Genomic DNA, 22,133 nt, shown 5'->3' with positions numbered 1-22,133 from the left:
TAGGCAAATACCTTTGGCGTTTTCGCCAAAGGTCACGCCATGGAATATTTACAATGACTTCCGCTATTCTCGATGCGCCCTCGCACGCTCATAACTTTCCAAACTTCTTCAAGTCCGGTGTCGATCCACGAACCGGTACATTCAGCAGCAACATTTCACTGTGTTCATTAATGGCCAATGCGTTGACGGGGCCTTCTTGCCCTGTGGCGCTGGTGTTCAGCCCGCTACAGGGTGTGGACATGGGCTTCGGTATTGGATGGTCGATTCCGTGTTCACGCTATTCGCCTTCAACCCGACGCCTGAATCTGGTGTCGGGCGCCTCTTATGAGGCGCTCATGACCGCTGACAGCTTTCAGGTGCTCGATCAAAAAGTCCGGTCTATCAAGACGCGTCGCAACGGCGACGAACTGGTGATCGAACACAAATCCGGGCAGATGGAAATTCTGACCAACCCAGGGGAAAACTGGCCTGAGTGGCTTGTAACGAAAATCTACTCGCCGCAGGGCCGGATGATTCGTCTGGAGTACACGGTTCACCGGGGTAAGCAGTGCCTGCATGAGATCTGGGACGAGCATCAGCGGGTGCTGCTTGTCGAGCTCAACGAAGGTTCATCGCCTGCGATCACTGCGTGGCCCGATCAGCCTCAGAACGCGCTGCGTTTTCAGTTACGCCTGCGCAACAGCGAGTTGAGTTCCATCGCCCTCAACGCCGGGACTCAAACCGCCATTCAGTGGGCGTTCACCTACACCCGACTCAACACACTGTTGTTGATGTCTGAACTGCGATTGCCCACCGGCGGCGTCGAGCGCGTGACCTACGGCGCTGACGTATTGCAACTCCCCGAGGGTGCACCGTTGCGAGCGCTGCCGGCAGTTATGAGTCATAGCGTGTTTCCGGGTGCAGGCCAGCCGCCCATTGTTCGCACCTTCAATTACTCGCTGAAAAACTACTTGGGTTACGGCTCGAATATTCGCTGGAAAAGCGGCGAAGACAATTTGTATCTGGCGCTCGGCGAGTTCGAGTACAGCAGCGTGGAAGTATTGGTCACCGGCTATGGCAGCCGCCGCCGACCGGTGAAACAGATCACCCGAACGTATAACCGCTTCCACTTGCTTGTCAGCGAAATCACCAATCAGAACGGGCACCTGATCAGCAAGCGCATCCAGTACAACGACAAGGCCGGTCTGGGCTATCACCTGCAGCCCGGGAACTTTCAGCTGCCTTGGCGCACATCCACCGAGTACTCGCTCATCAGCGATCCCGCTAACTCCCGCGTCGAGGAAACGCTTACGGAGTTCGATGAACAGGGCAATCTGCTGAAGCAGGTTCTGCCGACCGGTGTGGTTGAACTGATGGACTACTACCCGCCTGAAGGTGCAGCCGGGTGCCCCGCCGATCCGTTCGGCAGCGTGCGCTGGATCAAAAGCAAAACGGTGATACCCGCCGGCTCATCGGCGGATGTGAGCGCTGAGTCTTTGGTCACTCTTTATCAGTACGTGGATCTGCCATCGGCCACGCCAGCGCGTCCCCGCTACATTGCTTTGCACCAGCAAAAACATTGTGTCTCGACCGTTGACGGCGCAAGTACACCGTTCAAAGCCATTACTCACCAGTACGTCAGCGAGGCAGGGAGTCGCTTTTTTGGGCGTTTAAGCCAGACGCTGGAAACCGTCAACGGTGTCGATTGCCGCTATGAGTACCGCTATCAGGTGATCGACGGTCAACTGGAAACCCGCACGACGTTCTCCTCGATGGGCGTCCAGAGCCAACAGTCGCAGCGTCAGGAATTCTGCTTCGGCGGGCAGACGCGGATGGAAGACCGCTGCGGCACTGCCGTCGACATCATGTACGACCGTCTGGGACGAAAGCTGGCCGAAAGCGTTGCAGGCGGCACGAGCAATCAGTGCTCCATCACCCACGGCTACCACTTGCCGGTGTCGGAAATGGTTGCCCAGAAGACGGTCACGACTGACTCCATCGGGCGTGAAGTGACAACGACCATCGACGGTCTGGGACGCAAAGTGGCAATCGAAGCGCAGGACCTCGACCACCCTGGCAAGCCGCTGCGCAAGCTCTACGCCGCCACTTATAACGACTTGGGGCAGCTGGTTCGCGAGGAACACACCGACTGGACCCAAGACCAGCCCCGTGCGTTGGTGACTGCTTATGAATATGACGACTGGGGCAATCAGTGCGCGACCCTGGGCCCCGACGGCGTGAGGATGCTTGATCGCACTGATCCAATTTCCCTCGTTCATACAACGGGAAAGGACGGCGCAGGCAAAACCGTCGCTAACAAAAATCTGTTTGGCAAAGACGATGGCATCGCTCGCCATGATCAAAAAGGGGCGGTTGTCAGTACCCGAAGCAATCGGTATGACGGCTTGGGGCGTTGCGTTGAAATGATCGACCCGCAGGGCAACCAGACCCGTTACACCTATGACTTTGCCAATCGGGTGGTGAGCGTTTTGCTGCCTGACCAGACATTGATTCGTAAAACCTACGCCGCGCACAGTCTGCAGGACATGCCCACGCAGATATGGGTCAATGACTACCTGGCCGGCGAACGCTCCTACGATGGCCTGATGCGAATCACCGAGGTCACAGTTGGCGGCCGCCGCGAGCGGTTCACTTACGACGGCGCTCAAACGCAGCCGACTACTCACACCAAGGCAAGTGGGCTGGTCACGCGCTGGCAATATGATCTTTCGCTGAATAGTCAGCCGCTCAGCCGCGAGGTCGACGGTCACCCGCAACTGAACTGCGCTTACCGGTATGACGCAGGCCATGCGGGCCTCATTCAAGCGGCGGCGCCTTCCCGGCTGCTGCAAAAGCAGTACTCGCCGTCGGGCAGATTGAAACAGGACGACACGGTCAATGACGCCGTAGAGCGGCATGCAACGCACGGCTTTTCAATGCGTGGGGAGTGCGTCGAGTATGTCGACCCCGCAGGTGTGTCCCAGCGCACCCGATACGATGAGCACGGCCGTGCGGCATCAGTCGAGCAGGGCGGTGTCGATGCGCGTCTTACCTATGACGCTCAAGGACGGCTGTCTCGGTCCGTCGTACGGAACGCCACAACCGGCGTACAGATGGCGACTGCGCTTGAGTACGATGATTTTGATCGCGAAGTACGCAGGCTGCTTGCCGTGGACGATGGTCCGGAAGATGAACTGGTGCAGCACTTTGATCCGTGCGACAGGCTGCAACAACGCACGCTGAACCGGGCCGGGCAAACCTTGCTGGACGAACGCTATGACTACGATGTTCGCGGCAGGCTGTCGCAATACCAATGCTCGGGCGCGGCGCTGCCGAAGGATAGCATCGGTAAATCGATACGCAGTCAGGTGTATGAGTTCGATGCCATGGACAACATCACTCGCGTGACGACGGTGTTCGATGGCGGGGAAAACATTACGTCCTACCGCTATGACAGGCCGGACAAAACCCAGCTCAGTGCGCTGACGCACAGTCATCGCGATTACACGCATCAGAACACGACGTTCGACTACGACGCAGATGGTAACCAGCTCAATGACCAGGCCAGTCGTGGCCTGATTTATGACGCGCTGGGCCGTCTGACAGCTGTCACGGAGAAGCAGCCATGACGGGACTCTCCAACGCCGTGGTCTACCGTTATGACGCCCTCGACCGTCTGGTTGGCCGCAGCACTGTGTCGGCGGACATCACCCGTTTTTATCGTAACAACAGCGTCGTCGCTCAGCAGCAGGAAGGGCGGCACGACAGTATCGTGCGCCTTGATCGCCAGCTCTTCGGGGTGTTATCGCAGGTGGGTGAACAGTCGAGCGCGGTTTTGTACGCAACCGATCAGCAGTCGAGTGTGCGCATTTTCCGGGACGCCGCCGCCGCGCCCCGGACGCAGCAATACACGCCATACGGTGAGACAGAAGGGGGAGTGCAGAGTCTGCTGGGGTTCAACGGCGAACTGCCTGACCCTGTAACGGGTTGCTACCTGCTGGGCAATGGCTACAGGGCGTATGACCCTGCGTTGATGCGTTTTCATTCGCCCGACAGCATGAGCCCGTTTGGCGCAGGCGGAATCAATGCCTACGCCTACTGTCTGGGTGATCCGATCAATCTGATCGACCCTACTGGGCATTTCTCCTGGCAAGCCGCGATGGCTATCACCCTGACGGCCGCGTCTCTGCTGTTGAGCATCGCAACGCTGGGGCTGGCGACACCGCTGACCGGCCCCGCGATGTACATCAGTGTCTCGTTGGGAGTGGCTGCGATAGCCAGCGATGTGCTCGGGATAGCTGGCACCGTCGTTGAGGAGCTTGCGCCAGACTCTGATGTAGGCGCTGTGCTGGGCTACATCAGTATCGGATTGGCCGGAGTGAACTTCGTAGGCAAACGAGCGGCGCGCGAGCTTTTGGAATCCGCGGTGACCCGCACGGTACTCGCCAGGCAAGGTGCTGTGCGGATACAGGCGCGGGCCAGGCGTGTGTCGCGCGCTATCCCTGACATAAGAAACAACGTGCAGGCCATGGAGCAGATCGATGGGGCCAGAGAAATGCTGTTCTACGCCAAGATGGCATGGAAAGTCTACGACAAGCGCGACGAAGCCCTGGCTTACACGCAAGCTGCAATTGGCTACGTGTTTGGCGGCAAGCAGGACATTGCGGCAGCGCAACCTGCCGAAAACCAGCAAGGCCTGATGGGAGGCTGTCAGTCCGTTCGGCACATGCTTTCCGATGATGACGCTCAACAACAGGAGGCCATACGTCGGCCACTGCTGGCGTAATCAAGGGGCGTCTTGCCGTGCATCAATTCGGCAAGGCGCCTGTCTCGGGCCCGGTTAGATTGGGCGGTAGGGCATATGCATATGCCCTAACGGTATTTAAATTTCGATTCTTATAGCTTTAGAGTTCTCCATCCTTAGCCACATGCCTTTTCTGGAGTCGGAGTTCTCATGCCAGCAGCCTCCCACGCTTCAACGTCCGTGCAAGCGCCCGGTCAGCTATTCGACGTGCGTCCATTCGCCGAAAAGGTGGGCGCGGAGATCGTCGGTCTGGACCTGTCCCGGCCGCTGAACGACGCAGATTTTGCCCGCATTCATAAAGCCCATCTGGATCACCACGTGGTGGTTTTCCGTGATCAGCACATCACACCTCAACAGCAGATCGATTTCAGTCGCCGTTTCGGCGTGCTGCAGATCCACGTCCTCAAGCAGTTTTTGCTCGCCAATCATCCGGAAATTCTTATCGTCTCGAATATCGTCGAAGACGGTCAGCCGACAGGGCTTGGCGATGCAGGCAAATACTGGCATTCGGATCTTTCATACAAAGAGCTGCCAAGCCTGGGGTCGATGCTTTACGCGCAAGAGCTGCCGAATGAGGGCGGCGATACGCTGTTTGCCGACATGCATCTGGCGTGGGAAACCCTGCCCAAGCACCTGCGCAAAGCGGTGGACGGTCGTCAGGCGGTACACAGCTACACGTCCCGCTACCGTGATGGCCATAACGCGCAAAACTGGCGCCCGACTTTGAACGCCGAACAGTTGGCCCAAGTCGTTGTGGTCAGCCATCCGATCGTGCGCACGCACCCTGAGAACGGACGCAAGGCGCTGTTCGTCAGCGAAGGTTTTACCACGCATATCGTGGGCCTGCCGGAGGACGAAAGTCAGCAGATTCTCAACGAGCTGTACGCCCACAGCGTTCAGCCTGAGGGCGTTTACCGCCACAAATGGCAAGAAAACGACATGGTCTTCTGGGACAACCGCTCCCTGATTCACCTTGCTGGCGGCACGCCCGACCATCTGCGTCGCCGACTGCACCGCACCACCATTCAAGGTGACGCGCCGTTCTGATTCAGGAGGGTTCCATGAACGCTGTTCTGCAAAGCCACACGGCTAGCAATGGCTCCACTGCCCACGCGCTCGATCAGCCTCATGCTGAACCGCTGTTGCAGGTGCAAGGCGTCAGCCTTGCATACCGCACGCCCGAACGCGTAGTGCGAGCAACCCATCAAGTCAGTTTCGAGGTCGATCCCGCCGATCGCTTCGTGCTGCTTGGCCCTTCGGGCTGTGGAAAATCGACCCTGCTCAAGGCCGTTGCCGGCTTTATTGCGCCGAGCGAGGGCACGATTCGTCTGGCGGGTCAGCAGGTCAAGGATCCCGGCCCTGATCGCATCGTGGTGTTTCAGGAGTTCGACCAGTTGCCTCCCTGGAAAACCGTGATCCAGAACGTCATGTTTCCGCTGCTGGCCTCGCGCACCTTGAAGCGTCGCGAAGCGGAGGAACGGGCACGGTATTACTTGGAAAAAGTAGGCCTCAGCGCCTTCGCCGATGCCTATCCACACACGCTGTCGGGCGGCATGAAAGCCCGCGTGGCGATTGCACGCGCGCTGGCCATGCAGCCGAAAATCCTGCTGATGGACGAACCCTTCGCCGCGCTCGATGCGCTGACCCGTCGCAAGATGCAGGAAGAGCTGCTGGAGCTGTGGGAAGAGGTGCGCTTTACGCTGCTGTTCGTCACGCACTCCATTGAAGAGGCGTTGGTGGTCGGCAACCGGATTTTGCTGCTGTCTCCGCATCCGGGTCGTGTACGCGCCGAGATCAACAGTCACCAGTACGACCTCAAGAGCCTCGGAGGCCTGGATTTCCAGGCCTCTGCGCAACGCATTCATCGGCTGCTGTTCGATGAGGGCGACGAGCCTGTGATTGAGCGGGACATACGCTTCCAGGACATTCGGATCGCTTACTAAATTCACGCCACCCCTGTAGGAGCGAACGTGTTCGCGAGCCGTTGGACCTGACACTCCGCATCAGGCCTCTCGCCAACAAGTTGGCTCCTACAGAATCGGCGCATGGCCTGTAGACGCGAATTCATTCGCGTGGGGCGATTCTGTTTCAACCCGGACGACGCCTCGCCAACACATTGGCTTCTACAGAGCGCTGCGTCGCCTTATTCAGAGATTAAACCCATGAGCCTTTCTCCCCCCATTCGTGAAGAGTACGAAGTCGCGCTGGAGCCTTTCACTCAGGAAGACCTGGTCCGCGACATTCCCCTCGCGCAACGCATCTGGCAACAGAGCTGGGTGCGCAAAAGTGTGATCCTCATCGCCCTGGCGGTGGTCTGGGAAATCGCTGCGCGTATTCAGGGCAATGACCTGTTGCTGCCCAGTTTCCTGCAAACGGCGCACGCATTCGTCGACGGCATTGCCAGCGGTGAGCTGCTGGAAAAAGTCTGGATATCCCTGAAAGTGCTGATCAAGGGCTACCTGATCGGCATTGTTCTGGCGTTCGCGTTGACCACGCTCGCTGTCTCCACCCAACTGGGCCGTGACCTGCTCGGTACGCTGACCGCGATGTTCAACCCGCTGCCCGCCATCGCGCTGCTGCCGTTGTCCCTGCTGTGGTTCGGGCTTGGCGAGAACAGCCTGGTGTTTGTGCTGGTTCACTCGGTGCTGTGGGCGCTGGCACTGAACACGTACGCGGGTTTTCTCGGCGTCTCGGAAACCCAGCGCATGGCGGGTCGCAACTATGGTCTCAAAGGCCTTCGTTTCGTCTGGTACATCCTCATCCCTGCTGCGCTGCCGTCGATTCTGGCGGGGCTGAAAATAGGCTGGGCGTTTGCCTGGCGCACCCTCATCGCTGCCGAACTGGTGTTTGGCGCCTCGTCCGGCAAAGGCGGCCTCGGCTGGTACATCTACCAGAACCGAAACGAGCTCTACACCGACAAGGTCTTCGCAGGGCTGGTGGCCGTGATCCTGATCGGGCTGCTGGTGGAAAATCTGCTGTTCGCCAACATTGAGCGCCTGACCGTGAAACGCTGGGGCATGCAGCGCTGATGCTGGCGAACTAGAACTATCGTTATTCCAAATGCGTATTTATCTGTGGTCGTTTCGTAACAGTAAGGTATATGCACCGGACCACTGGATTCGTCGTATTTCATTCCCTATTGGTTTATCGCGAGGATTTCATGGTCTCTTCATTCAAGCGTCCAACGCTTACAACACTCGCTGCAGCGTTAGGCTTGACCGGTGCATTGCTGAGCAGCGGCGCCCACGCCGAAGGCAAGATCAGCATCGCCCAGCAGTTTGGTATCGGTTACCTGATCCTCGACGTCGTCCAGCAGCAAAAGCTGATCGAGAAACACGGCAAGGCAGAAGGGCTCGACATCAAGGTCGAGTGGAACAGCATCTCCGGCGCCACCGCGATGAATGAAGCGCTACTGGCTGGCGCGCTGGACGTCGTGTCCGCAGGCGTGCCGCCCATGCTGACCGTCTGGGACCGCACCAAGGGCAAGCAGAACGTCAAGGCGATTGCTTCTCTTGGCTCGATGCCCAACTACTTGCTGACCAACAACCCTGACGTTAAAACCCTCAAGGACTTCACCGACAAGGACCGCATCGCTGTGCCAGCCGCTGGCGTCGGCTTCCAGTCGCGCACCTTGCAGATCGAAACCGCCAAGCTGTTCGGCGATGCAGAGTTCAAGAAATTCGACAACATCTCGGTCAGCGTCCCGCACCCGGACGCGACCTCGGCGCTGATCGCAGGAGGCTCGGAGATCAATTCGCACTTCTCCAGTCCGCCGTTCCAGTACCAGGAGCTGGAAAACCCCAAGGTGCACAAAGTGCTGAGCTCCTACGACATCCTGGGCGGTCCGGCCACGTTCAACGTGCTTTACACCACACAGAAATTCCACGACGAAAACCCCAAGACCTACAAAGCGTTTTACGACGCACTGGCTGAAGCCGAGAAAATCATCAAAGCCGACAAGCCCGCCGCTGCGAAGACCTACATCGACGTTGAGAAATCGAAGCTGGCGCTGCCGTTCGTGGAGAAGATCGTCTCCGATCCTGAAATCGACTTCACCGTCGTGCCGCAACGCACCTTCATCTACGCCCAGAAGCTCCAAGAGCTAGGCGTACTGAAGAACAAGGCCGAGAGCTGGAAAGACTACTTCTTCGAAGAAGCACATGGCGGCGCCGGCAGCTGAGTCAGATTTGTTAACCCTGTAGGAGCGCGCTTGCCCGCGAATAGCAATTTGTCAGTGACACATCTGTCGCCTGAAACACCCTCATCGCAGGCAAGCGGAACGCATCATCTTTTTTCAGCGAAATCGATATGCATGTATCGACAGCCTCAATCCGGCCAGTGCCACGCCGGTTGATCGAGCATTCCCTGGCCAACCATTTCGGTCTGGCCCAGGGTTTTTTCCAGCACGATGCAATTGCACGACGTGTCTTGTTCCAGCGCGGCGATCAAGCGACTGGCGTGGGACACCACCCAGACCTGGCATTCCCGGGATGCACGAATGATCAACCGCGCCAAGGCAGGGAGCAAATCCGGGTGCAGGCTGGTTTCGGGCTCGTTCAGCACCATCATCGTTGGCGGGCGTGGTGTCAGCAGCGCGGCAATCAGCAGCAGATAGCGCAAGGTGCCGTCCGACAACTCCGCCGCCGACAACGGTCGCAGCAAGCCCTGTTGATAAAACTCAATCGCGAAGTGACCGCCCGCCGCCGCGTTGATCTCTAAACGCGCGCCGGGAAAGGCGTCAGCGATTGCTGCGTCCAGCGCTTCGGGGTCGCCGATCTCGCGGATGGTCTGCAGCGCAGCCGCCAGGTCACGACCGTCGTGATGCAACACCGGCGTGCGGGTACCCAGTTGCGGTTGTCGAGCCGGGGCTTCTGTGTCACTGCGAAAATGATCATAAAAGCGCCAGCCGCGAATGCTCTCACGCAAACGCAGCACTTCGGGCGATGAGCGCAGGCTGCCGACCTGATCGAAGAGGCTGTCGAACGTTGGCAGTTTTTGCGCCAGTACATCCCACTCGCGGCCCTCTCGCGCACGCACCATTGGACCTTTACGGTCGACCAGCAAGCTCGCAGGCCGATACAGCGGGCCCGCCCAGATGCACTCACGCTTTATTTCAGGGTCAAGGGAAAAGGCTGTCGGCGCGCCGGGCGGCGCAGGCAATCCCAGCGAAATGGCGTAGCTGAAATCCTCGCCTGCGAAGCCCAGCCGCAGGCGTTTGACCTCGGTGCGCGGCCCGCCCTGGATCTCGACTTCGCCGTTGCGCATGCGGCGACTGATGTTTTGCGGCCCGGCCCAGAACGTCGAGTTCAGTCCACCCTCACGCGCCAGCGCGTTGATCACACCGCCTTGAGCGGTTTCAGCCAACAGACGGAGGGCGCGATACAGGTTGGACTTACCACTGCCGTTGGGACCGGTGATCAAGTTCAGTCGCGCCAACGGCATGACCAGCGAGTTGATAGAGCGGTAATTGGCGACGGCGAGTGTGGTGAGCATTGGGCGCTTCCTTGGCTGCCAAGAGATCTGAACCTGTCAGTGGGATCTGAGTTTAGCCGCGCAAGGAACCCTGATCTACGCTCACAGTCGCATGATCACGGCGCGATCGCCTCCTTGAGCACATGGCTCGGAGCGTTTCAGCGAACGGCATAGGCACAAGGAGTTTGCATGCCTGCTCATCCCACTGTTTCACGTACCGGTCTGACGGCCGTTGGCGTTGCTTTGTGCATGTCGATTCTGGTTGGCTGTGGCAAAGAAAAACCCCAGGAGCCTGAGCTTCCCCGCGTACAGGTCCAAGAGGTCAAAACCGTTGAGTACGCGGCCGCGGTCGCACTGACGGGCGATGTGCAGGCACGCGTGCAGACCCAGTTGTCCTTCCGCGTGAGCGGCAAAATCATTCAGCGCATGGTCGATGTAGGCGACAGGGTATCGGCCCGGCAGGTGCTCGCCAAACTCGATCCCAAGGATTTGCAGACCAGCGTCGCCTCGGCCGTCGCGGTCGAAGCCGCCGAGCAAGCCCGTGTCAAACAGACCAGCGCCGCCTTCGTGCGTCAGGAGAAACTGCTGCCCAAGGGTTACACCAGCCGCAGCGAATACGATTCGGCCCAGGCGGCGTTGCGCAGCAGCCAGAGCGCGCTCAAGGCGGCACAAGCGCAGTTGGCCAACGCTCGTGAGCAACTGAGTTACACCGCACTGGTTGCCGATGCGCCGGGCATCATCACTGCGCGTCAGGCTGAAGTGGGCCAGGTGGTCCAGGCCACCGCGCCTATTTTCGGCCTCGCCCGCGATGGCGAACGCGACGCGGTGTTCAACGTCTATGAATCGCTGTTCGTCGAGCCGCCCACCGATCAGTCGGTCAATGTCACGCTGCTCGATGATCCTGCTATCAAAACCACTGGCAAAGTGCGTGAAGTCACGCCTGCGGTATCGGCGCAAACCGGCACTCTTCAGGTCAAGATCGCTTTGAACTCACTGCCTTCCGGCATGGAACTGGGGTCGGTGGTCAGCGCGGCGATGACCGTCCCTGCCAAGACGAGCGTCGAACTGCCTTGGGCGGCGCTGACCAAAGGCTTGGGCGATCAGCTGGGGCAGCCCGCGGTCTGGGTGGTCGATGATCAAAACAAGGCGAACCTGCGCGGGGTGACGATTAGTCGTTATCTGACCAGCAAAGTCGTCATCAGCGATGGCTTGAAAAGCGGAGACAAAGTCGTGGTCGCAGGCGGTCAATTGTTGCACCCGGACATGCAGGTTGAGTTGGCCGAAGTACTTCAACAGCCCGCAGGGGCGCAGCCATGAAGCGCGCGTCCGGTGTTCTGCTGATGGTCGTTCTGTTGTCCGGCTGTAGCGCCGAGGAGCCACCACCAGAGCCGGTGCGTCCGGTGTTGTTCGTGCAGGTGCAAACGCAGTCCGCGCAAGATCTCGGGCGCTTTGCTGGCAACATCGCCGCACGTTACGAGAGCACCCTTGGCTTTCGGGTGTCGGGGCGGATCGCACAGCGCAAGGTCGATGTCGGCAGCGAGGTCAGCAAAGGCGACTTGCTGGCAGTACTCGACCCAACGGATCAGCAAAATCAGGTGCGCTCGACGCAGGGCGATCTGGCACGCGTCGAGGCTCAGTTGATCAACGCACAAGCCAACTCCCGGCGTCAGCACGAACTGTTTGATCGCGGTGTTGGCGCGCAGGCCGCGCTGGACGTTGCCGTGACGGACCTTAAAACCACGCAATCCTCTTATGACCAGGCCAAGGCGCAGGTGCAGCAGGCCAAGGATCAACTGAGCTACAGCGAACTGCGCACGGACCACGACGCCGTGGTCACCGAATGGAAAGTCGAGGCCGGGCAAGTGGTCACGGCTGGCGAGCAGGTCGTGACGCTGGCGCGGCGGGACATCAAGGAAGCGGTGATCGATCTGCCCGCCGGGCTCGCCGAGCAACTGCCGCCAGACGTGGTGTTCACAGTCGCCAGCCAACTGGAACCCACCATCAAGACCACCGCAACCGTGCGCGAACTGGAGCCGCAAGCCGAGCGCAGCACCCGAACCCGTCGTGCACGCCTGACGCTGGCTGATACCCCGGCTGCGTTCCGGCTGGGCACTGCGATCAGCGTGACTGCCAGTTCAGCCATTGAACCGCGTATCGAATTGCCCGCCAGCGTGGTGCAGGAAGTCGATGGCAAGACGCAGATATGGATCGTCGACATGCAGAACCAGACCGTGTCGCCCCGCCAGGTCAGCGTGCTCAGCCACGAGGAGGACCGCGTTGTGCTGAGCGGCGGCGTCAAGTCGGGCGACCGTGTCGTCACTGCCGGTGTGAACAGCCTCAAGCCGGGGCAGAAAGTCAAAGTCGATAAGGAAAGCCCGAAATGAAAGGGAAGTTCAACCTCTCCGATTGGGCACTGAAACACCAATCCTTCGTCTGGTACCTGATGTTCGTCGCGCTGTTGATGGGCGTGTTTTCCTACATGAACCTTGGTCGCGAGGAAGATCCTTCCTTCACGATCAAAACGATGGTCATCCAGACGCGTTGGCCGGGCGCGACGGTCGACGAAACGCTGGAGCAGGTCACCGACCGTATCGAGAAAAAGCTTGAAGAGCTTGATTCCCTCGACTATGTGAAAAGCTACACGCGGCCGGGCGAGTCGACCGTCATGGTTTACCTGCGTGATACCACCGATGCCGAAGCGATTCCGGAAATCTGGTACCAGGTGCGCAAGAAGATCGACGACATTCGCGGGCAGTTTCCCCAGGGCTTGCAAGGCCCGGCGTTCAATGATGAGTTCGGTGATGTGTACGGTTCGATTTACGCGTTCACCGGCGATGGCCTGACGATGCGCCAGTTGCGCGACTACGTCGAAGAAGTCCGGGTGCAGATCCGTGATGTGCCGGGGCTGGGCAAGGTCGAGATGATCGGCCAGCAGGACGAAGTGCTGTACCTCAATTTCTCCACGCGCAAACTCGCTGCGCTTGGGCTTGATCAGCGCCAGGTTGTGCAAAGCCTGCAATCGCAGAACACCGTCACCCCTGCGGGCGTGATTGAGGCCGGGCCAGAGCGGATATCGGTGCGCACATCGGGCCAGTTCGCTTCGGAGAAGGATCTGGCGGCGGTCAATCTGCGGCTCAATGACCGGTTTTATCGCCTGAGTGACATTGCGGATATTTCCCGCGGCTACGTCGATCCGCCCAAGCCGCTGTTCCGCTTCGACGGCAAACCGGCCATCGGCCTGGCGATTGCCATGAAGAAGGGCGGCAATGTCCAGGAGTTCGGCAAGCAGTTGCATGCGCGCATGGACGCCACCACCGCCAACTTGCCGATCGGCGTTGGCGTTCACAGCGTGTCGGATCAGGCCCAAGTGGTCGAGAAAGCCGTTGGCGGCTTCACCAGCGCGTTGTTCGAAGCGGTCGTGATCGTGCTGATCGTCAGCTTCATCAGCCTCGGTATGCGCGCCGGACTGGTGGTGGCGTGCTCGATTCCGTTGGTGCTGGCGATGGTGTTTGTATTCATGGAATACAGCGGCATCACCATGCAGCGGATCTCCTTGGGCGCATTGATCATCGCCCTTGGCCTACTGGTCGATGACGCAATGATTACCGTGGAGATGATGGTCACGCGCCTGGAAATGGGCGACACCAAAGAGCAGGCTGCGACGTTCGCGTATACCTCCACCGCGTTCCCGATGCTCACCGGCACGTTGGTCACGGTCGCAGGGTTTGTGCCCATTGGTTTGAACGCCAGCTCGGCGGGGGAATACACGTTCACGCTGTTTGCTGTAATTGCCGTGGCGATGCTGGTGTCCTGGGTGGTGGCTGTCCTTTTTGCGCCGGTCATTGGCGTGCATATCCTCAGCGCGAACGTCAAAAAGAAGGACGAACATGCCAAGCCGGGCCGTGTGGCTCGCGCCTTTAACGGCAGCATGTTCTGGGCCATGCGCCACCGCTGGCTGACCATCATCATCACCCTTTTGCTGTTTGCAGCATCGCTGTTCTGCATGCGCTTCGTGCAGAACCAGTTCTTCCCGTCCTCGGACCGTCCCGAGATTCTGGTGGACCTCAACCTGCCGCAAAACGCCTCGATCAACGAGACCCGCAGAGTGGTGGACCGCCTTGAAGCGACGCTTAAAGATGACCCGGATATCGTGAGCTGGAGCTCCTACATCGGTCAGGGCGCGGTGCGTTTCTACCTGCCGCTGGACCAGCAACTCGAAAACCCCTACTACGCGCAACTGGTCATTGTCAGCAAAGGGCTGGAGGAGCGTGGTGCGCTGACCGAGCGCTTGAAACAGACGCTGCGCAAGGATTTCGTCGGGATCGGCACGTATGTTCAAGCACTGGAAATGGGGCCGCCGGTTGGGCGTCCGATTCAGTATCGGGTGAGCGGTGATGACGTCGACAAGGTGCGTCAGCATGCTATTGACCTGGCGACCCTGCTGGATAAAAACCAGCACATAGGCGAGATGATTTACGACTGGAACGAGCCGGGGAAAGTCCTGCGCATCGACATCAATCAGGACAAGGCTCGCCAGCTCGGGTTGTCGTCCGAAGACGTTGCGCAGCTGATGAACAGCATTGTTTCGGGCTCTGCAGTCACCCAGGTGCGCGACGATATTTACCTGATCAATGTGGTGGGCCGTGCCGAAGACGCCGAGCGTGGTTCGCCGGAGACTCTGCAAAACCTGCAGATCGTAACGCCGGGCGGCACGTCGATTCCGTTGCTGGCGTTTGCCACTGTGCGTTATGAGCTTGAGCAGCCGCTGGTCTGGCGTCGTGATCGCAAGCCGACGATCACGCTGAAAGCGGCTGTGCGCGACGAGATGCAGCCGACCGATCTGGTCAAGGAACTCAAACCCGATATCGACAAGTTTGCGGCCGGTTTGCCTACAGGCTACAAGGTCGCGACTGGCGGTACGGTGGAGGAGAGCGGCAAGGCCCAAGGGCCTATCGCCAAAGTCGTGCCGCTGATGATCTTCCTGATGGCGACGTTTCTGATGATCCAGCTGCATAGCGTGCAGAAGATGTTTCTGGTCGCCAGCGTCGCCCCGCTTGGATTGATCGGTGTGGTGCTGGCGCTGGTGCCGACCGGGACACCCATGGGCTTTGTGGCGATTCTCGGGGTGCTGGCGTTGATCGGCATCATCATCCGTAACTCGGTGATTCTGGTGACGCAGATCGACGCCTACGAGAAAGACGGTTATTTACCGTGGGATGCCGTGGCGGAAGCGACCGAGCATCGTCGCCGGCCGATCCTGCTGACTGCTGCGGCGGCAAGCCTGGGCATGATCCCCATCGCCCGTGAAGTCTTCTGGGGCCCGATGGCCTACGCCATGATCGGCGGGATCATCATCGCCACGCTGCTGACGCTGCTGTTCCTGCCCGCGCTGTATGTGGCCTGGTACAAAATCAAAGAGCCAAGCGATGAGGATCGGCAGAAGGCTGAAGCTGATAAAAAGGCCAAGAAGGAAGGCGATGGCGACGGCGGTACGGATGCAGATGTAGATGCAGATGGTGAGGATCGCGGGGAGCCAGCGCCTGCGCGGTGACAGCTTCGCGGGCAAGTCGCAATGCCCGCGAGGGAGGCGACGGGGGTTATGTTTTAACCAACGTTCGCCGGTCCAGTCACGACTTACGCCTTACGCCAGACACTCGCCAACCAGGGTTGTTGTTCAAGCGGCAAACCCGCTGGCCGGTAATAGTGTTCCAGCTCCACAAATCCCGCGCGGGTGAGCAAGCCTTGCCATGTTTCCAGATCGTGGTACGAGCCATAGCGCTCGCCTTTCCAGCCTTCTTGGTTCTGCCTGCGTGGGTTGGAGCTGAACAACACGCCGCCAGGCTTCAGGCTTGCACGCAATTGGCTCAAGACCCTGGGCAATTCCTGATTGGGGATATGAAACAGACAGGCGTTGGCGAAGACACCGTCGAAGCGTTCGGCGGGTAGATCGAGTTCCAGAAAATTCTGCTGCAACACCGCACAGCCACTGTCTGCGCGTGCCATTTCGGCGAAGCGCTCCGAGCCATCAAGCCCGGTCGCGATGTGTCCCAGGGCGGTAAAGGTTTTCAGATCTCGCCCCGGCCCGCAGCCGACATCCAGAATCTGCCAAGGCTTGTCGCTCTGGATATGGCGCAGCAATGCATCGATGTTCTGGCTGACGTCGTGATCGCGGGTGCCCTCGCGAAAGCCTTCGGCCGATTCGTTGTAATCGCTCAGCGTAATGGCATCATCATCGCCACGTTGCTGACGCTGTTGTTCCTGCCGGCGCTGTACGTGGCCTGGTACAAGATCTGAGAGCCAAACGATGAAGATCGCCAGAAGGCTGAGGCTGATAAGAAGGCTGGCGATAGCGATGCCGACGATGAGGATCGCGGGGAGCCAGCGCCTGCGCGGTGACAGCTTCGCGGGCAAGTCTCGCTTGTATGGTAGGACTTGAAGGGAGGAGGAGGGACAAGACTCGCATCTGACTGTTCGCGCAGTACAGACCGTTGGAGATTTCACCCCTCCTCCTTTCACCCAAGCGCCGATAAAGAATGCTTCTGGCTAGACCGACGATAGGAACAAGCCTGCGCCTCTGGGTAACCCCTTCAAGTCCCTGAACCTTATCCCGGAGGTTGTTCCCATGGCAATGCTGGTCTGTGCGTCAAAACCGATCGTGGGCGTGGATGTCGCCAAAGATGAGTTGGTGATTTTCCACGCCGAGCGTGATCTGCTGGAGGCTATTCCCAACACCAAAACGGCTATCAAACAGTGGTTGAAGGCGCTGCCGGCTAAAGTCGCGATCGCCATTGAAGCCACCAATATCTATCACCTGCTGTTTGCCGATCTGGCCCATGAGACCGGCTGTGTCATTTACATGGTCGGTGGATACGAGCTGAGCCACTACCGCAAAGGCGTCAATGTACGCGCCAAGACCGATGCTCTTGATGCCCGTTTACTGGCGCGCTATTTGAAAAATGAAGCCGAAGAGCTGCATCCATGGACGCCACCATCCCCGCTCTATCGCCAATTGCTGAGCCTGTTCCGCAGACGTGCCGCGCTGGTCCAGGCACGCACCAGCCTGACTCAAAGCTGGGCTAATGAGCCGCTTCTGAAAACGTCATTTACGGCGCAGGTCAAGTCAATGCAAAGACTTGAGGCGCTTGTCGAAAAGATGATCAAGAGTCTCCTGGAAAAGGCCGGTTTGCTGGGAACATTAAAACGTTGCATGCAGGTTGAGGGTATTGGATTTTTAACAGCGGCCCGGCTGCTGGCCACCTTTGAGCGAGGCACGTTCAGAGGCAGCGATGCGTTTATCGCTTTTCTGGGCATGGACTTGAGGGTGTCCAAATCGGGACAAAAGGACGGGCGCCGCAGCCTGACCAAACGGGGCGACTCAGAAGCCCGTCGCCTGCTTTATAACGCGGCGATGTCCGCCAGCCGCACAGCCGCCTGGAAGCCTTTTTATGAACAGCAAAGAGCCCGCGGATTCAGCACCACACAGGCGCTGGTCATCCTTGGCCGCAAACTGGCGCGGGTGGTGTTCGCTTTGCTGAAAAACCAAAGCGAATACCAATCAAAGGCAGTTTAAGGGCTTTCGCAGGACCATAGAATCTCCAACAATGTCTTGCGAGTCTGTTGGAGCGACGCGAAGTTAGATAGTGATTACGACAGCGACAACGCCAGATGTATCGTTGACTCCCTTTGAATGTTGTAGTCGGATAATGTTCGTCCATCCTCCAATCGCGTTCCAGCAAAAATTAATCGTTGTCGAGTCACCGGAATTTGGGAAGCATCAGTTATTTGGGCCTTTAGGCTCTCGATCGTGTCAGAAGGCTCCACCTCTAGCGTGAAACTTTTGACCTGTCAATTCAAGAATGTAGATGTTCATCGCATTATCTCTTGTGTCGCTGAATAACGCCGGAGTTCACACGTATTCAGCTTTTGGTAAGTGAGACCGATTACGGGATGACGCAAATACTTGCTCCTTGTCAGAAATTACAGTTTTATAATGACTTGCTATAAACGGCCAGTGTTCTCATCGCTCATAAAAAGAATGACTGCATCAATAGCGAGCTCGTCGGCGCCTTCAATAGGAAAACACTGAAGAAGACTTTAAAATCAGTGCAATACTCCCGTCGCAAAGAAGCGACGGGGTATGTTGGTGGGAAGGCAAAAGATAGAAGTTGGATCAGCTCTGTTTGTTTTTACGTTAGGCTAAAGTTTCCAACCCGAACAGGGCCCTCTTCGACTTCTTTATCTGCCGGTCTATCAGTTTTTATACCTGAGCCAATACCGCAGGTTACCGTTAAAATTGCGCTGGCGTAGTCCTGTTCTGGGTAAATGCCTACATCATATTTTGTCCACTCAGGTGATGCGAAGACAGGCATGGGTGAAGCGGAAATACCTCCATCAGCAGCCATCAAAATAAGTACCAGTACCACAATGACGTCGGGGCTATAGCTTTTAACGTCAAACTTGAATCTCAGCTCTCCGGTACCTACAGCCCCCAACGTCTGGGATATTTGCTGGCTTGGCATCAGCAATAGACTGTAGCCAACCTCGTACTTTTCATATTTCTCTGTAAAGTCAGCAGGTTTTTTTGCCCAGTCTGTCAGTGTTTTATTGGAAAAATTGCCATTTCTCATCATTTCGGAAGCCATGTTTATTCTCCTTGCCGATCGTAGGCCAATTCCCTGTAGAGCCCGCAAGGGAAGTATCTGTCGATTCAGTTGCGAGCTGGATTTACAAGTTTAGTGTATGGGAGTAATCGCCGTGCCGAACAGTTTTGAATAACAATTTTTTAGATTAATTCGCGATAGCAGCGGAACGGCTTACTTGCAATAATCTTATTGTTTTCGCCAGACGCTTGCCAACCAAGGCTGCTGCTCTTTCGGCATACCTGTCGGCCGAAAGTAATGCTCCAGCTCGATAAAACCAGCATCAATCAACAATCCGCGCCATGCATCCAGATTGTGGTACGAGCCATACCGTTCGCCCTTCCAGCCTTCCTGGTTATGCCCCCGGGGATTGGAGCTGAACAGCACGCCGCCCGGTTTCAGGCTCGCCCGCAACTCGCGCAGCACACGCGGCAACTCTTGCTTGGGGATGTGAAACAACACGGCGTTGGCGAAGATGCCGTCGAATCGTTCAGCAGGGAGGTTCAGCTCAAGGAAGTTCTGATGAAGCACTTCGCAGCCGCTGTCGGCACGGGCCATTTCGGCGAAGCGTTCGGAGCCGTCCAGGCCGGTGGCGATGTGGCCCATGGCGGTGAAGGCTTGCAGATCACGGCCAGGCCCGCAGCCGAAATCAAGAATCTGGAACGGCGCCGGGCTTTTGATATTGCGCAGCAGCGCGTCGATGTTCTGGCTGACGTCATGGTCGCGAGTGCCTTCGCGAAAGCCCTCGGCGACCTCGTTATAGTTGCCGAGGGTAGTGGCCGTGATCTGGGCGAGGTCGGTTGGATCGAGTTTCATGAGGCGGTTGTCTGGGCGAATAAGGCCGCCAATATACTCCCGCTCAGGTTTTGATCAATTGCTCAGTAAGGATCAAATCGACCACCTCGTCGATGGTTTCAATCCGTGCCCAATCTTCGGGCGTTGGCTTGAGTTTGTATTGCCACTTCACCTGCATCATGAAACAGGTGAGATCGTCATCGATGATCTCGAAGTCGCGGATGAAATTGGTGGTGGCCGTGACGTTGTTTCGCGGGATAAAGCCAATGATAGAAACAAAAAGCTCAATCACTTCCTGAGTCAGTTGCGCCCGATCAGAGTTGTTTTGCATTTCTCGCCTCATATGCACACAGGCCTATGCTCACCAGATCGAATACTGCCAGCCCTGCAGTCACGAAGGGAATTCCCTATAAACATCGGCACGAACCTGTAGGAGTGACCGGGGTGGCGATCCACCTTGCTCGCGAATGCCTCGTGTCAGCCAACATCCAGGTCACAGACCCACCGCTTTCGCGACCGTCGTAACCTCCGATTGCTCCTACAGTTGATTTGCATTGGGCGCGGGCTTGGTAGGACCGGCTAAAGCCGGGAAGGGGCCCGTGGCAGCGCCATCAATTTTGCAGTGTCGCATCTGACGCTTTCCCGGCTAAAGCCAGTCCTACAGGGATGGCGCGCTTTGATCAGCGCTTATTCAAACGCAACGCCAATCGATCCCCGCCCAATTGAATCACCGCCACCAATATCACCAGCAACACGATCACGGTGAGCATCACCTGCGTGTCAAACCGCTGATAGCCATATCGGTAAGCAATATCCCCCAATCCTCCCGCCCCAATGGCACCGGCCATGGCCGACGAATTGATCATGGTCACAATCGTGATGGTAAATCCGCCCACGATACCCGGCAGCGCTTCCGGCAACAGCACTTGCCAGACGATGTGCCAGCGGCGGCAACCCATCGCTTGTGCCGCTTCGATCAGACCGTGGTCGACTTCGCGCAGGCTGACTTCCGCAATGCGTGCGAAGAACGGCGTCGACGCGATGGTCAGTGGCACCACCGCTGCCCACACGCCGTAGGTCGTGCCGACGATCAGCCGGGTGAACGGGGTCAGCGCGACCATCAGAATCAGGAACGGCACCGAGCGGAAAATATTCACGAACGCGCCCAGCACCCGATTGACGTTGGGCGCTTCAAAGATGCCGCCCTTGCCGCTGGTGACCAGAATCACGGCCAGTGGAATGCCCATAATCAAGGCGATCAGCGACGACACGCCGACCATCAGAAAGGTGTCGATGACGCCCTGCCAGAGACGATCAAGCCACATAGCCCAGTACCTCCGCGTGCTGTGCGTGTTTGCGGGCGCGATTGAGCAATTCGTCCACCGACAACGGCGAGTGAGCCACCGCCAGCAGGAGATGACCCAGCGCACGCCCTTGAATGCGTTCGACGCCGCCATGCAGCAGGCTCACGCGCCCGCCAAATGCATTGAACAGCGCCGACAGATCAGGCTCCTTGCCGTCGATGCCGGTGAACTGCAGATCCAGCACAACGCTGGCGTGAAGCTCTGAAGGATGCGGCTGCAGACGCGCTTGCACATCCTCCGGCAGCGCGTGCTGCAGCGGCGCCAGCAGCGTCTTGCTCACCTCATGCTGCGGATTGCCGAACACCTGCCATACCGGGCCCTGCTCGACGACTTCACCTTTTTCCAACACCACCACGCGGTCACAGATCTCCCGGATCACGGCCATCTCGTGGGTGATCAAAATGATCGTCAGCCCCAGGCGCTGGTTGATCTCGCGCAGCAGGCCGAGAATCGATTGCGTGGTCTCCGGATCGAGGGCGGAAGTCGCCTCGTCGCACAGCAGAATCGCCGGATCATGCACCAACGCCCGGGCAATGCCGACGCGCTGCTTCTGCCCGCCCGACAACTGCGCCGGATAGGCCTTGTGCTTGCCTTCCAGCCCGACCAACTCCAGTAGCTCGGCGACTTTGCGCTGACGCTGCGCCTTCGGCACGCCTGCGACCTTGAGCGGCAGCTCGACGTTCTGCCACACGGTTTTCGCCGACATCAGATTGAAGTGCTGGAAGATCATGCCGATGCGTCGACGCAGCTCCACCAGCTTGTCTTCGTTGAACTCCCCGATGTCTACCTGATCGATGAGCACGCGCCCGCTGCTGGGTTTTTCCAGACGATTGATGGTGCGGATCAGCGACGATTTGCCTGCGCCGCTGCGGCCGATAATGCCGAACACCTCACCGTGCTGGATATCCAGATCGATGCCCTGAAGCGCAGGTACCAGCCCTTGCTGACCTTCATAGACCTTGCCCAGATTGATGAAGCGCACATGGGCGCGCTGCTTTTCCGGGTGCAGTTCGGCTTGCTCGGCGGCATGTGGGGCAGCAGCCTCAAGCCCTAAAGCGCGTTGCGCGGATGCAGTCATGA

At 58.3% G+C, this 22,133-nt stretch carries 18 protein-coding genes; 10 read left to right on the top strand and 8 right to left on the bottom strand.

What is annotated here, in order from left to right:
- The first annotated feature begins 53 nt into the window (after positions 1-53).
- The 6 genes from OYW20_RS25005 to OYW20_RS24980 all read left to right on the top strand — a co-directional run bounded on the left by OYW20_RS25005 (position 54) and on the right by OYW20_RS24980 (position 8,963).
- Complete coding sequence (locus OYW20_RS25005) at positions 54-3,608, top strand: RHS repeat domain-containing protein (RefSeq protein ID WP_268798532.1); 3,555 nt, start codon at positions 54-56, stop codon at positions 3,606-3,608.
- Positions 3,605-4,765, top strand: a complete 1,161-nt coding sequence (locus tag OYW20_RS25000; RefSeq protein WP_268798531.1) for an RHS repeat-associated core domain-containing protein — start codon at positions 3,605-3,607, stop codon at positions 4,763-4,765. The genes OYW20_RS25005 and OYW20_RS25000 overlap by 4 nt, the downstream gene beginning before the upstream one ends.
- 168 nt (positions 4,766-4,933) lie before the next feature.
- Positions 4,934-5,830: a TauD/TfdA dioxygenase family protein gene (locus OYW20_RS24995; protein ID WP_268798530.1), complete on the top strand. Its 897-nt coding sequence runs from the start codon at positions 4,934-4,936 to the stop codon at positions 5,828-5,830.
- A 14-nt stretch (positions 5,831-5,844) separates the two neighbouring features.
- On the top strand, positions 5,845-6,726 hold the full coding sequence (locus OYW20_RS24990) for an ABC transporter ATP-binding protein (protein ID WP_268798529.1): 882 nt from the start codon (positions 5,845-5,847) through the stop codon (positions 6,724-6,726).
- A 219-nt stretch (positions 6,727-6,945) separates the two neighbouring features.
- Positions 6,946-7,812 carry an ABC transporter permease gene (locus OYW20_RS24985; protein ID WP_268798528.1) on the top strand — a complete coding sequence of 289 codons (867 nt, stop codon included), beginning with the start codon at positions 6,946-6,948 and terminating at the stop codon, positions 7,810-7,812.
- A gap of 131 nt (positions 7,813-7,943) precedes the next feature.
- The gene (locus OYW20_RS24980) at positions 7,944-8,963 is read left to right on the top strand and encodes an ABC transporter substrate-binding protein (RefSeq protein ID WP_268798527.1); all 1,020 of its coding nucleotides are present in this window, start codon (positions 7,944-7,946) and stop codon (positions 8,961-8,963) included.
- Between the two features lie 146 nt (positions 8,964-9,109).
- Here OYW20_RS24980 and OYW20_RS24975 read toward each other — a convergent pair whose 3' ends face one another.
- Positions 9,110-10,276 carry an AAA family ATPase gene (locus OYW20_RS24975; RefSeq protein ID WP_268798526.1) on the bottom strand — a complete coding sequence of 389 codons (1,167 nt, stop codon included), beginning with the start codon at positions 10,274-10,276 and terminating at the stop codon, positions 9,110-9,112.
- A gap of 168 nt (positions 10,277-10,444) precedes the next feature.
- Here OYW20_RS24975 and OYW20_RS24970 point away from each other — a divergent pair, with 168 nt between their 5' ends.
- Genes OYW20_RS24970 through OYW20_RS24960 form a run of 3 tightly spaced genes read left to right on the top strand, consistent with a single transcriptional unit; the run spans position 10,445 to position 15,806 of the window.
- The gene (locus tag OYW20_RS24970; protein WP_268798525.1) at positions 10,445-11,572 is read left to right on the top strand and encodes an efflux RND transporter periplasmic adaptor subunit; all 1,128 of its coding nucleotides are present in this window, start codon (positions 10,445-10,447) and stop codon (positions 11,570-11,572) included.
- Positions 11,569-12,639: an efflux RND transporter periplasmic adaptor subunit gene (locus OYW20_RS24965; RefSeq protein WP_268798524.1), complete on the top strand. Its 1,071-nt coding sequence runs from the start codon at positions 11,569-11,571 to the stop codon at positions 12,637-12,639. The genes OYW20_RS24970 and OYW20_RS24965 overlap by 4 nt, the downstream gene beginning before the upstream one ends.
- Complete coding sequence (locus OYW20_RS24960) at positions 12,636-15,806, top strand: efflux RND transporter permease subunit (RefSeq protein WP_268798523.1); 3,171 nt, start codon at positions 12,636-12,638, stop codon at positions 15,804-15,806. Before OYW20_RS24965 ends, OYW20_RS24960 begins: the two co-directional genes overlap by 4 nt.
- Positions 15,807-15,889: 83 nt before the next feature.
- Here the strand turns inward: OYW20_RS24960 and OYW20_RS24955 are convergent, their stop codons facing one another.
- Complete coding sequence (locus OYW20_RS24955) at positions 15,890-16,477, bottom strand: class I SAM-dependent methyltransferase (RefSeq protein WP_268801232.1); 588 nt, start codon at positions 16,475-16,477, stop codon at positions 15,890-15,892.
- A 400-nt stretch (positions 16,478-16,877) separates the two neighbouring features.
- Between OYW20_RS24955 and OYW20_RS24950 the strand changes: the two genes are divergently transcribed.
- Positions 16,878-17,825 (top strand): transposase, encoded by a 948-nt coding sequence (locus OYW20_RS24950; RefSeq protein WP_268798522.1) that lies wholly within the window; start codon positions 16,878-16,880, stop codon positions 17,823-17,825.
- Positions 17,826-17,899: 74 nt separating this feature from the next.
- Here the strand turns inward: OYW20_RS24950 and OYW20_RS26415 are convergent, their stop codons facing one another.
- The 6 genes from OYW20_RS26415 to OYW20_RS24925 all read right to left on the bottom strand — a co-directional run bounded on the left by OYW20_RS26415 (position 17,900) and on the right by OYW20_RS24925 (position 22,131).
- Entirely contained in the window at positions 17,900-18,076 is a 177-nt protein-coding gene (locus tag OYW20_RS26415; protein ID WP_408005443.1) for a ubiquitin-like protein, read from the bottom strand.
- 365 nt (positions 18,077-18,441) lie between these two features.
- Positions 18,442-18,897, bottom strand: coding sequence for a hypothetical protein (locus tag OYW20_RS24945; RefSeq protein WP_268798521.1), 456 nt, complete (start codon positions 18,895-18,897; stop codon positions 18,442-18,444).
- Between the two features lie 186 nt (positions 18,898-19,083).
- Positions 19,084-19,710, bottom strand: a complete 627-nt coding sequence (locus OYW20_RS24940; protein WP_268798520.1) for a class I SAM-dependent methyltransferase — start codon at positions 19,708-19,710, stop codon at positions 19,084-19,086.
- Between the two features lie 43 nt (positions 19,711-19,753).
- Entirely contained in the window at positions 19,754-20,020 is a 267-nt protein-coding gene (locus OYW20_RS24935; protein ID WP_268798519.1) for an acyl carrier protein, read from the bottom strand.
- A 349-nt stretch (positions 20,021-20,369) separates the two neighbouring features.
- Entirely contained in the window at positions 20,370-21,014 is a 645-nt protein-coding gene (locus OYW20_RS24930; RefSeq protein ID WP_268798518.1) for a methionine ABC transporter permease, read from the bottom strand.
- Positions 21,004-22,131 (bottom strand): methionine ABC transporter ATP-binding protein, encoded by a 1,128-nt coding sequence (locus OYW20_RS24925; protein WP_268798517.1) that lies wholly within the window; start codon positions 22,129-22,131, stop codon positions 21,004-21,006. The genes OYW20_RS24930 and OYW20_RS24925 overlap by 11 nt, the downstream gene beginning before the upstream one ends.
- Positions 22,132-22,133: the final 2 nt, after the last annotated feature.

The sequence above is a fragment of the Pseudomonas sp. BSw22131 genome, from assembly GCF_026810445.1.
Lineage (GTDB): Bacteria > Pseudomonadota > Gammaproteobacteria > Pseudomonadales > Pseudomonadaceae > Aquipseudomonas > Aquipseudomonas huanghezhanensis.
Note: the sequence above shows the minus strand (reverse complement) of the source record. Positions and strands in the feature narration are given on the sequence as shown.